Source organism: Bradyrhizobium sp., from assembly GCF_035701725.1.
Taxonomy (GTDB): domain Bacteria; phylum Pseudomonadota; class Alphaproteobacteria; order Rhizobiales; family Xanthobacteraceae; genus Bradyrhizobium.
The window spans coordinates 1-12,077 of the sequence record NZ_DASSRP010000289.1 but is presented as its reverse complement, the minus strand read 5'-3'; the positions used below and the strand labels follow the sequence as shown (position 1 = coordinate 12,077).

At 64.7% G+C, this 12,077-nt stretch carries 8 protein-coding genes; 6 read left to right on the top strand and 2 right to left on the bottom strand.

The window, feature by feature from the left end; all coding sequences use genetic code 11:
- Positions 1-1,695: nucleoside-diphosphate sugar epimerase/dehydratase (locus VFL62_RS17200; RefSeq protein WP_325173583.1), on the top strand; the 1,695-nt coding region annotated here is incomplete at its 5' end.
- Between the two features lie 133 nt (positions 1,696-1,828).
- Here VFL62_RS17200 and VFL62_RS17195 read toward each other — a convergent pair.
- Entirely contained in the window at positions 1,829-2,875 is a 1,047-nt protein-coding gene (locus tag VFL62_RS17195) for a glycosyltransferase family 4 protein (RefSeq protein WP_325173582.1), read from the bottom strand.
- Positions 2,872-3,831, bottom strand: coding sequence for a lysylphosphatidylglycerol synthase transmembrane domain-containing protein (locus VFL62_RS17190; RefSeq protein WP_325173581.1), 960 nt, complete (start codon positions 3,829-3,831; stop codon positions 2,872-2,874). Before VFL62_RS17190 ends, VFL62_RS17195 begins: the two co-directional genes overlap by 4 nt.
- A 295-nt stretch (positions 3,832-4,126) precedes the next feature.
- Here VFL62_RS17190 and VFL62_RS17185 point away from each other — a divergent pair, with 295 nt between their 5' ends.
- From VFL62_RS17185 to VFL62_RS17165, 5 genes are all read left to right on the top strand, one after another.
- Positions 4,127-5,539: a mannose-1-phosphate guanylyltransferase/mannose-6-phosphate isomerase gene (locus tag VFL62_RS17185; protein WP_325173580.1), complete on the top strand. Its 1,413-nt coding sequence runs from the start codon at positions 4,127-4,129 to the stop codon at positions 5,537-5,539.
- A 215-nt stretch (positions 5,540-5,754) separates the two neighbouring features.
- Entirely contained in the window at positions 5,755-6,774 is a 1,020-nt protein-coding gene (locus VFL62_RS17180; protein WP_325173579.1) for a Gfo/Idh/MocA family oxidoreductase, read from the top strand.
- Positions 6,775-6,817: 43 nt separating this feature from the next.
- Positions 6,818-7,969, top strand: a complete 1,152-nt coding sequence (locus VFL62_RS17175) for a DegT/DnrJ/EryC1/StrS family aminotransferase (protein WP_325173578.1) — start codon at positions 6,818-6,820, stop codon at positions 7,967-7,969.
- 131 nt (positions 7,970-8,100) lie between these two features.
- The gene (murJ, locus tag VFL62_RS17170) at positions 8,101-9,630 is read left to right on the top strand and encodes a murein biosynthesis integral membrane protein MurJ (protein ID WP_325173577.1); all 1,530 of its coding nucleotides are present in this window, start codon (positions 8,101-8,103) and stop codon (positions 9,628-9,630) included.
- Between the two features lie 143 nt (positions 9,631-9,773).
- On the top strand, positions 9,774-12,077 hold a 2,304-nt coding region (locus VFL62_RS17165; protein ID WP_325173576.1), incomplete at its 3' end, for a xanthine dehydrogenase family protein molybdopterin-binding subunit.

Genomic DNA, 12,077 nt, shown 5'->3' with positions numbered 1-12,077 from the left:
AAATGGCGTTTCATCTCGCTGCCGGATGCGCTCAACATCCTGCGCGCCGCGACCGTGCTCGCCGTGGCGCTGTTGGTGCTCGACTACATTCTGGTGGCGCCCAACGTGCATGGCACCTTCTTCTTCGGCAAGGTGACCATCATCCTGTTCTGGTTCCTGGAGATCACCTTCCTCAGTGCGTTGCGCTTTGCCTATCGCTATTTCCGCTACACGCGCGTTCGCCATCACGCCAGGTCCGAGGATGCCTCGCCGACGCTTCTGGTCGGTCGCACGGCCGACGCCGAGATTCTCCTGCGCGGCATCGAAAGCGGCGCGGTGAAGCGGATCTGGCCGGTCGGTATCCTCTCGCCGTCGGTTGCCGACCGCGGCCAGTTGATCCGCAACGTGCCGGTGCTCGGCAATATCGACGATGTCGAGGACGTCGCCGCCGACTTCGCGCGCCGTAACAAGCCGATCGCACGCGCGGTGATGCTGCCCTCGGCGTTCGAGACGGAAGTGCATCCCGAAACGTTCCTGATGCGCGCCAAGCGGCTGCGGCTGATCGTGAGCCGCCTGCCGTCGCTGGAAAGCGGCGACGTGCCGCGGCTGGCGCCGGTTGCGGTCGAGGACCTGCTGTTGCGCCAGAGCACGACAATCGACTACGCGCGGCTGGAAGCGCTGGTGAAGGGCAAATCCGTGATCGTCACCGGCGGCGGCGGTTCGATCGGCGCGGAGGTCTGTCATCGCGTCGTGACCTTCGGTGCGGCGCGGCTGTTGATCATCGAGAATTCGGAGCCGGCGTTGTACGCGATCACCGAGGCGCTGGCGGCGCTTGGGGTCGAGGCCGAGGTCGAGGGGCGGATCGCCGACATCCGCGACCGCGAGCGCATTTTGCGGCTGATGAGCGAATTCAAGCCGGATCTGGTGTTCCACGCCGCCGCGCTCAAGCACGTGCCGATCCTCGAGCGCGACTGGAGCGAAGGGGTCAAGACCAACATCTTCGGCTCGGTCAATGTCGCGGACGCCGCGCTGGCGGCCGGCGCCGAGGCAATGGTGATGATCTCGACCGACAAGGCGATCGAACCGGTCTCGATGCTCGGCCTGACCAAGCGCTTTGCGGAGATGTATTGCCAGGCGCTCGACCATGATCCGGCCGTGCAGGCCGGACGCAAGCGCATGCGGCTGATCTCGGTGCGGTTCGGCAATGTGCTGGCGTCGAACGGCTCGGTGGTGCCGAAGTTCAAGGCGCAGATCGAGGCGGGCGGGCCGGTGACGGTGACGCATCCCGAGATGGTGCGTTACTTCATGACCATCCGCGAAGCCTGCGATCTCGTCATCACGGCAGCTACGCACGCGCTCGGCGCGCAGCGTTCGGTGTCGGTCTATGTCCTCAACATGGGCCAGCCGGTCAAGATCGTCGACCTTGCCGAGCGGATGATCCGCCTGTCGGGCCTGCAGCCCGGCATCGATATCGAAATCGTCTTCACCGGGATGCGGCCGGGCGAGCGGCTCAACGAAATCCTGTTCGCGAGCGAAGAGCCGCCGGTCGAGATCGGGGTGGCCGGCATCATGGCGGCCAAGCCCAACGAGCCGCCGATGCAGGCGCTGAAGGCCTGGATGACGGCGCTCAAGCAGGCGATCGAGAACGACGACCCCACTGCCATCAAGACCATCTTGAAAGACGCGGTGCCGGAATTCGGCTCGAACGCGGCGTAGGAGCCAATCGCACATTATTTTTCGTCATGCCCGGCCTTGTGCCGGGCATCCACGTCTTTGTGCCAACCACGAAGAAAGACGTGGATGGCCGGGACGAGCCCGGCCATGACGAGGTGAAAGGTCAGAATTCGGCTTAAACTGCTTTCGCGTTACGCTGCCTCGAAAAGCGTAGCAACGTCGATGCCACCGCGGCGGCACCCACCGCAAACAGCGCGACATCGGCCGTGGGTGAGGCGGCCTTGATCGAAAACGCGGCAAGCGCCGCCAGCACCAGATTGAGCGTGAACACTTCGCTCACCACCTGCATGACCGTAAAGCCATTGTCGGTGGCGCGCTGATAAAAATGGCTGCGATGCGCGACCCAGAACGGCTCGCGGCGGATCAGGCGGCGCACCAGCGTGAGGGTGGCGTCGGCCAGATAATAAAGCGGCAACAGCAGCGCGGCGCCGAAATGATGCTGTCCGGCTGTTTGCAGCAGGCACCACCCCAGCAAAAGGCCGATCGGCAGACTGCCGACGTCGCCAAGGAAGATTGTCGCGACCGGGCGGTTGAACGGCGCAAAGCCGAGCATGGCCCCGCACAGCGCGGCGGCCACGAGGCTCACCGTCAGTGGAAGCCCGCCGGCGACCCCAAGCAGTGCAATCGCGGCCGTGATCGGCACCACCTCGGCCGCGGTGATCCAGTCGAGCCCATCCATGAAGTTGACGAGGTTGACGAACCAGAGGCCGGCGAGCACCAGCAGGCCGCGTTCGATTTCGAGCGGCAGGAACGGCGCCAGGCGAAGATCGCAGGAGGGCGCCACCACCACGGCGCCGACCGCGATCGCCTGCAGCAACAGGCGCGGCAGCACCGGAACCGGCTTGATATCGTCGGCAAAGCCGAGCGCGGCGACGAAAAGCGCCGCGCCAAACAGCAAAGCAGGGAAGTTCGAGAGGCCCTCGCCGAGGTGCGCGATTGCAAGGCCCGCGATCAGCAGCGTTGCCGCGATCACGGCAATGCCGGCGCCTTGTGGTGTCGGCGTGCGATGGGACGATCGTGCATTGGGCTTGGCGAGCGCGTGTTTTTGGAGCAGCGGGCGGATGAGCAGGATGACCAGTGCCGAAACGATTGCCGCGGCCACCGCCACCGCCGGTATCAGCCACCATTGCGGCGCGGTCATCGCCTGCAAACAGGCGTTCATTCCGCGGCCTCGATCTGCTCCGTGTCCTTGGCGGCCTTTTCGGCCGAAGCGATCCACACCAGGCCGCCGATGATGCCGGCGACGAAGTAGACCGCGCCGAACAGGAGCGAGATGTTGATGCCCTCGTTGGTGACCAGGCCGGCATAGCCGAAGGCGAGCCCCATCGTGGCTTCGCGTACGCCCCAGCCGGCGATCGAGATCGGCAGCATCGTGATCAGCATCACAGGCGGAATCAAAAGAAACGTCTGCTCAAATCCGACCGGCGCCGCAATCGACTTCACGACGCACCAGGCGATCACCACGGCGAGAAGATGGACCACAAAGGAAAGGATCACGATCGCCGGCTCGTTGCGGGGGCTGAAGATGACCCGGTTGGCGATCACCGCGCAGGCATGGATGTGATGGGTCGCCCACCATTTCTTCAGCCATGGCCAAGGCAGCACGCCGAGGATGAGAAATCCGGCGCCGCCGGCCAGCGCGGCGAAATCGAGCAGCATGAGCGCCGAGCGGCCATAGGCATCGGCGATCAGATGCGAACTCCACGGCAGGCTGGCGACGATCATGATCGCGAGTGCAACCAGTCCGATGGCGCGGTCGACGAAAATCGAATAGGTCGCAGCGCGCCAGCCGGCGCCCGCGCGGGCCACCAGCCAGAGCCGGACCGCGTCGCCGCCGATCGAGGACGGCAGGGTCTGGTTGAAGAAGGTCCCGATCACGTTGTAGCGCATGGCCTGGCGCAGCGGCAGCGGGGCGGCGCATTCGGCGCTGACGATGCGCCAGCGCAGCACGCCGACGAATATCTGCAAGAACACCACGGCGACCGCCAGCAAGAGCCAGGCGGCGCTGGTCAGATCGATGCGGGAGGCAAGATCGGCGAAATTGGCCTTGCGGAGCGCAAGATAGAGCAGCGCGGCCGATACCAGGATCTTGATCGCGGAAAGCAGGATTCGGCGCATTTCGCCTGCATTGGACAGGTTTGGGGACGTTTATCGGCCGCGGGCCCGTTCCACCGGCAAGGTCGCGCACCACGCTTTGGCGCCTTGGTATGGTTTTAGCACCGATCTGGCAATAGGCGCCGTTTCGGCCTTGATCGCCTTAGGGTTATCGGTATGACGCCCCTCAAATCTATTGCAGGGGCCGCAACCAGACGGTTAAAGAGGCCCGTTGGACCGGTTCGGCCGGCGGTCGCCGATGATGGCAATCGTTAACGGCGGGAATTGGCAACAACCGCTGGCAATCGATGAGACGTTGATGGGCAAGAAGATTGTTCCCCTGATCATGTGCGGCGGTGCCGGCACGCGGCTTTGGCCGGCCTCGCGCGAAGTGCGCCCGAAGCAGTTTTTGCCCCTGTTTGGGACGCGGTCGACATTTCAGGAAACAATCCTGCGGGTGTCGGACCCGGCGCTGTTCGATCGCCCGATCGTGATCACGAACAAGGCCTACCGCTTCATGGTGTCGGAGCAACTGGTCGAGATCGGAGCTGTGGCCGACATTCTGCTGGAGCCGATGCGGCGGGATTCCGGTCCCGCGATTGCGGCGGGGGCTGCCTTTGCGGAAAGCCGCGCCGCCGATGCCGTGGTTCTGGCGCTCGCCGCCGATCATGTCGTGCGCGATAACGCCGCTTTCGTGGCCGCCTGCCGCGACGGACTGGTTGCGGCGGATGCGGGACGCATCGTGACCTTCGGCGTCAAGCCGGAACGCGCGGCCACGGAATATGGCTACATCAATCCGGGCGAGGCGGTGTCGGGTCAGGTGCGCGCCGTCAAGCAGTTCGTCGAGAAGCCCGATGCGGCGAAGGCCGCCGAATACGTCAAGGCCGGCTACTTCTGGAACAGCGGCAACTTCATGTTCCGCGCGGCCGTGCTGCTCGATGAGTACCGCAATGTCGATGCGGCCAGCGTGCAGTCGGTCTCTGAGGCGGTGACCAAAGCCGGCCGCGATCTCGGCTTCGTCACGTTGGACGAAGCCGCCTTTGCCGCGGCGAAAGCGATCTCGATCGATTATGCGGTCATGGAAAAGACCAAGCGCGCCGCCGTCGTGCCGGTGGACTGTGGCTGGTCCGATGTCGGCTCCTGGCATGCGGTCTGGGAGTTGTCGGACAAGGACCGCGAGGGCAACGCCGCGCAGGGCGCCGCCGTGTTCGAGGATTCCCGCAACTGCAACGTTTCGACCGACAAGGCGCTGGTGGCGCTCGAAGGCGTCGACGACCTCGTCGTGGTCGCCACCCAGGATGCCGTGCTGGTGTCGCGTCAGAAGGATGCCAACGGCTTGAAGCGGCTGGTGACGAAACTGAAGACGGTCGCGCCGCAGGTGACGGAAGACCATCTGAAGGTTCATCGCCCCTGGGGCTCCTACCAGTCGGTCGACATGGGCGAGCGCCATCAGGTCAAGCGCATCATCGTCAAGCCCGGCGAGCGGCTGTCGCTGCAAAAGCATCACCACCGTTCCGAACACTGGATTGTGGTGCGCGGCGCCGCGCGGGTGACCATCAACGAAGACATCAAGACCGTGCACGAGAATGAATCGATCTACATCCCGATCGGGGCCGTGCACCGGCTGGAGAATCCCGGCAAGATCCTGCTCGAGCTGATCGAGGTTCAGACCGGCAGCTATCTCGGCGAAGACGATATCATCCGCATCGAGGACGATTATCGCCGCTCGTGAGCCCTCATGGTCCGGCGGCGAATCACCGGTCCGGATCGGCTGTCCCAGAAAGGACGCGAGGTCCAGCCCCAAAGACCACGGTGCCGCGCCGGCGGCCCTGTAATTCTTTGAATCAAAACGTGTTTGCGTATCTCTGCCTGCCATTCGCCACATCTAAGGCGGCGTGCTAGAGAACCGCTCGGGGTTTGGGGTCGGGGTATCAGGGGTCAAGTTGCATGGTTACAAAGGCGGTCGCGTCTCACCACAAAGCTGATGCGCAGGCGACGCTTCGCGTCGGCGTGATCGGCGCGGGCATCATGGGCTCCAACCATGCCCGTGTGCTTGCCGGGCTGCCCGGAACGACGCTGGTCGGCATTGTCGATCCCTTGCCTGAGCATCGCAACCGCGCCACTGAGCTTGCCGGTTGCCGCGCTTTTGCAGGCCTCGACGAATTGCTCGACGAAGGCGTCGATGCGGTGACGATCGCGGCCCCCACGCATCTGCATCATGAGATCGCGCTCGCCTGCATCGCCCGCAACATCAACATCATGGTCGAGAAGCCGATCGCGTCCTCGGTGGAGGAGGGGCACGAGATCGTCGAGGCGGCACGCCGCGCCGGCGTCACCTTGATGGTCGGCCATGTCGAGCGGTTCAATCCGGCGGTCGCCGCCATCAAGCAGGCGATCTCGGGCGAAGATATTCTTTCGATCGGCATCACCCGGGTCGGACCGTTCCCGCCGCGTATGTCCAATGTCGGTGTCGTGATCGACCTTGCGGTTCATGACATCGACCTGATCCGCTGGTTCACCGAGTCGGACATCGTCGAGGTGCAGCCACAGCTCTCGAGCGCGGTCGCCGAGCGCGAAGACATCGCGCTGTTGCAGTTCCGAACCGCCTCGGGCGTGCTTGCCCACATCAACACCAACTGGTTGACGCCGTTCAAGGCTCGCAGCGTCACGGTCGCAACCCGCGGCAAGTATGTGATGGGCGATCTTCTGACCCGCCAGGTCACCGAATGTTTCGGATTCAAGCCGGACGGCAGCTATTCGATGCGTCATTTGCCGGTCGGCCATGACGAGCCGCTGCGCGCCGAACTGATCGCATTCTTGCGCGCGGTGCGGAGCGGCGGCCACCCGGCCGTGAGCGGCGATGAGGGCGTTGCCAGCCTCGAGATCGCGATCCGCTGCCTGGAAAATCCGCCGCGGCCCGCCGCAAGCTCGCCGCCCCGCAAGGGACCGCGCCGCGTCGTTGGCTAACTTTTTTGCGAAAATGTCTTCCGCCCAGACTTTGCAAGGCTCCATGAACCAGCACCTGCGTCTCGAAAACATTCCGTTTATCGACATCGCCGCCCAGCGCCGCCGGCTTGGTCCCGCGGTGGATGAGGCGGTCGCGCGCGTGCTTGCGCATTGCGCATTCGTCAACGGCCCGGAAGTGGCCGCGCTCGAGTCCGCGCTCGCAGCCTTCTGCGGTGCCAAGCATGTCGTGACCTGCGCCAGCGGCACCGATGCGCTGGTCATGGTGCTGATGGCCAAGGGCGTCGGCCGCGGCGATGCGGTGCTGTGTCCGTCATTCACGTTCTGCGCAACGGGTGAGGCGGTCGCGCTCGTTGGTGCGACGCCGCTGTTCGTCGATGTCGACGAGGCGACCTTCAATATCGACGCGGCCTCGCTCAAGCGCGGCATTGCGACGGCCAAGCGGCTTGGCCTCAAGCCGCGCGGCGTCATTCCGGTCGACCTGTTCGGCCAGAGCGCCGACCACGACGCGGTGTTTGCCATCGCCGAGACCGAGGGCATGTTCATCCTCGACGACGCGGCGCAGGGGTTCGGCGCCAGCTACAAGGGCCGCAGGCTCGGCGGCATGGGCCTCATCACCGCGACCAGTTTCTTCCCGGCCAAGCCGCTCGGCTGCTATGGCGACGGCGGCGCGATCTTCACCGACGATGCGGCATTCGCCGATGTCTTGCGCAGCATCCGCGTGCACGGCCAGGGCTCAGACAAGTACGACAATGTCCGCCTCGGCCTGACCGGCCGCCTCGATACGATCCAGGCGGCGGTTCTGCTCGAGAAGCTGAAAATCTTCGACGATGAAATCGCCGCGCGCAACGCCATCGCGGACCGTTACGCGCAGGGCCTTGGCAATGTCGTCACCGTGCCGCGGCTCGCCAAGGGCCACACCTCGGTCTGGGCGCAATATACGATCCGCCTGCCCGAGGCGACCGACCGCGACGCCTTTGCGGCGGCGCTGAAGGCGCAGGGCGTTCCCACCGCGATCTACTATCCCAAGTCGATGCATCAGCAGACGGCCTACAAGGATTATCCCGTGGCCGATGGCGGGCTGCCGGTGAGCGAGCGGCTGTCGTCGGATGTCATCAGCCTGCCGATGCACGCCTATCTCGACGAGGCGAGCCAGGACCGGGTGATCCAGGCGGTGCGGGGCTTTTTCGGGGCGTAGAGACTCGTCATACCCGGGCATCCACGTCTTAGACGCTCAGCCAGAAGAAAGACGTGGATGGCCGGGACGAGCCCGGCCATGACATCATTCGGCCATTTTGAGGCACGGCTGGCATGCTGTAGAAGCACCGCATGCTCGGTCGTATCTTCACCGTCGGCGGCTACACGCTCCTTTCGCGGCTGACCGGGTTTGCCCGCGACATCATGCTGGCGGCGATCCTCGGCGCCGGTCCCGCGGCGGATGCTTTTTTCGTGGCGCTGCGGCTGCCCAATCATTTCCGCGCGATCTTTGCCGAAGGCGCGTTCAACGCCGCCTTCGTGCCGGCCTATGCCCATGTCAGCAGCGGGGGCGGCGAGAAGGCGGCCGGGCTGTTCGCCAACCGCATCTTTACCCTTCTGTTTGTTTCGCAGCTGATCCTCCTGGTCGCCGCCTGGCTGTTCATGCCGCAAGCCATGAGCATTCTGGCGCCCGGATTTACCGACGATGCCGCGCAGCGAACTCTGGCGATCGAACTCACGCGGATCACGTTCCCTTATCTCTTGCTGATCACGCTGGTGACGCTCTATGGCGGCATCCTCAACGTGATGCATCGGTTTGCGAGCGCGGCGGCCGCATCGATCCTGCTCAACGTTTCGATGATGGCGACGCTGGCGGTCGCGGTGTGGTTTCCGACGCCAGGGCACGCGGCGGCATGGGGCGTTTTGATCTCGGGCTTCCTGCAATATTTCCTGCTCGCGGGCGACCTCGGCACCCATGGCGGCCTGCCGCGTTTTGCGCCGATCAAGTGGGACGAGAATGTGCGAGGGTTTTTCCGCGCGCTGGGACCGGCCACCATCGGTTCGATGGGCACGCAGGTGGCGCTGTTCGCCGACACCATCATCGCGACCTTTCTGCCGGCGGGCGCGCTCTCCGCGCTTTATTATGCCGACAGGCTCAACCAGCTTCCGATCGGCGTGATCGGCATTGCCATCGGCACGGTGCTGCTGCCGGAAATGTCGCGGCGCCTGACATCGGAAGATCACGAGGGCGCATCGATCGCGCAGCGGCGCGCGTTCGATTTCACGCTGTTGTTGTCGGTGCCGTTCGTGACCGCCTTCCTGGTGGTGCCGGATCCGATCATGCGGGCGATGTTTGCCCGCGGCGCGTTCACGAAAGGCGACGCAGCGGCAGCCGGCGCCACGCTTGCCGCCTACGCGATCGGTCTCATTCCGTTCGTCCTGATCCGCAGCGCGGTTGCGACCTTCTATGCGCGGCGCGATACGGCGACGCCGGTCAAGGCGGCGCTGATCGGCGTTGCCGTCAACGTGGCGCTCAAGATCGCGCTGGTCGGGCCGCTCGCCCAGGTCGGTCTCGCTTTTGCGACCGCGGTCGGCGCCTGGATCAATTTATCGCTAGTGATCGGCTTTGCGGTCCGCGCCGGCTATCTGCAGCTCGATGCGGCCTTGTTGCGGTCAATGGCGAAATTTGTCGCGGCCGGTGTCGTCATGGCGGCGGCTTTGTGGCTGGCGGCGCGCTTTTCCGCTCCCTATATCGCGGGCCCGAGCGCGTTGCATGACGAGGCTGCATTTTTGCTGCTGATCGTCATCGGCGCGCTTGTCTATGCGGGCGCGATCCTCGTCCTGTTCGGCAGGCGCTGGGTGATGTCGCTGGTGAAAGGCTAGGGCGAGGATCGTTCTGTTCGCCGCACGCGTTTGCGCGTTTTGCCGATCCGCGCCAATATGGGCTCTCATTGAGGCCTGCTTCGCCGCTCCTCGGCGGCAGCGCAAGAGACAGTCCGGAAACAGAAAGACAGGTCGGAAACAAAATGGCTCCCGTCAAATTCGGTGTCGGTCAAAGCGTGCGTCGCAAAGAGGATGATGCGCTGATACGCGGCAAAGGCCGCTATACCGACGATGTCGCGCCGTCGCCGTCGTTGCATGCGCTGGTGCTGCGCTCGCCGCATGCCCATGCCAAGTTCACCATCGATGCGAGCCGCGCCCGTGCGCTGCCCGGCGTTGCGCTGATCCTGACCGCCGAAGACGTGCGCGATCTCGGCGATCTGCCGTGCCTGTTCAACCTCGAAGTCAATCCCTTCACCGGGCCGCCTTACCCGATCCTGGCTCGGGACGAAGTTCGCCATGTCGGCGACGCCGTCGCCTTCGTGGTCGCCGACAGCGTCGATGCGGCGCGCGATGCGATCGAGGCGATCGAGGTGAAATGGACGCCGCTGCCCGCGGTCGTCGGTGTGCGCCATGCCGTCAGGAATGACGCGCCGCAAGTCTGGCCGCAGCATAAAGGCAACGTGCTGTTCGACGTGTCGATCGGCGACAAGGCGGCAACCGAGGCGGCGTTTGCCAAGGCGCATGCGGTGGTCGAGATTTCGATCGTCAACCCGCGCATCGTCACCAATTTCATGGAGACGCGCGCGGCGGTGTGCGAATACGACGCGCGGCGCGATCATCTGACGCTGACCGTCGGCAGCCAGGGCAGCCATCGGATCCGCGAAATCATCGGCGGCATGGTCTTGAAGATTCCGCTGGAGAAGATGCGGGTGATCTGCCCCGACGTCGGCGGCGGGTTCGGCACCAAGCTGTTTCCCTATCGCGAATACGCGCTGATCGCGGTGGCCGCGCGCAAATTGCGCAAAACGGTGAAATGGACCGCCGACCGCGCCGATCACTTCGTCGGCGACGCGCAGGGACGCGACAATGCCACGACCGCGCGGATGGCGGTTTCGGAGGACGGAAAATTTCTCGGCATGGATGTCGATCTGATCGGCGACATGGGCGCGTATCTGTCGACCTTCGGCCCCTATATTCCGCATGGCGGCGCCGGCATGCTGCCGGGCCTCTACGACATTCAGGCGTTCCATTGCCGCGTGCGCACGGTGTTCACCAACACCGTGCCGGTCGACGCCTATCGCGGCGCGGGACGGCCTGAGGCCGCCTACGTGCTCGAGCGACTGGTCGACGCCGCCGCGCGAAAACTCGACATGAGCGTCGATGCGATCCGCCGCAAGAACTTCATTCCGCCGCGTGCGATGCCGTACAAGACCGCGACCGGCAAGGTTTACGATTCCGGCGACTTCGCCGCGCATATGAAGCGCGCGATGGAAGTCGCGGAGTGGAAGGAATTTCCAAAGCGGGCGAAGGCCGCAAAGAAGCAGGGCCTGGTACGCGGTATCGGGCTTGCCTGTTATGTCGAGGTCTGCGGCACCATGGGCGAGGAGACCGCCAAGGTGGCGCTCGATCCCAATGGCGACGTCTCGGTTCTGATCGGCACGCAATCGAGCGGGCAGGGCCATCAGACGGCTTATGCGCAGCTCGTCGCCCAGCAGTTCGGCCTGCCGCCCGAGCGCGTGCATGTGTTTCAGGGCGACACCGACATGATCGCGACCGGGCTTGGCACCGGCGGCTCGGCCTCGATACCGACCGGTGGCGTCAGCGTCGAGCGCGCCACGCGCGATCTCGGCAACAAGCTGCGCGAGCTTGCGGCCGAGGCGCTGGAGACGAGCGCGGGTGATCTCGAGATCAACGATGGCGCGATACGCGTCGCCGGCACCGACCGCTCGATCAGCTTTGCCGATCTCGCCAAGCGGCCGGGCATCGATCCGTCCAAGCTCAATGCCAGCGCGACATTTACGCAGGCCGACGGCACTTTTCCCAACGGCACACATCTGGCCGAGGTCGAGATCGATCCGGCCACCGGCTACATCCGCATCGTCAATTACGTCATCGTCGACGACTTCGGCGTCACGCTCAATCCGCTTTTGCTCGCAGGCCAGGTGCATGGCGGCGTCATGCAGGGGATCGGGCAGGCGCTGATGGAGCAGGTGATCTACAGCCCGAGCGACGGGCAGCTGATGACCGGCACGTACATGGACTATGCGCTGCCACGCGCCGCCGATGGAGTGGCCTTCCACTTCGAGACCCACAACATACCCTGCAAGACCAATCCGATGGGCGTGAAGGGAGCAGGCGAGGCGGGCGCGATCGGGTCATGCCCCGCGGTCGTCAATGCCATCATCGAAGGGCTGTGGCGCGAGTATAAGATCGAGCACATCGACATGCCGGCGACGCCGGAGCGGGTCTGGATCGCCATCCGCGAGCATCAGCGGCAGCACAGTTTG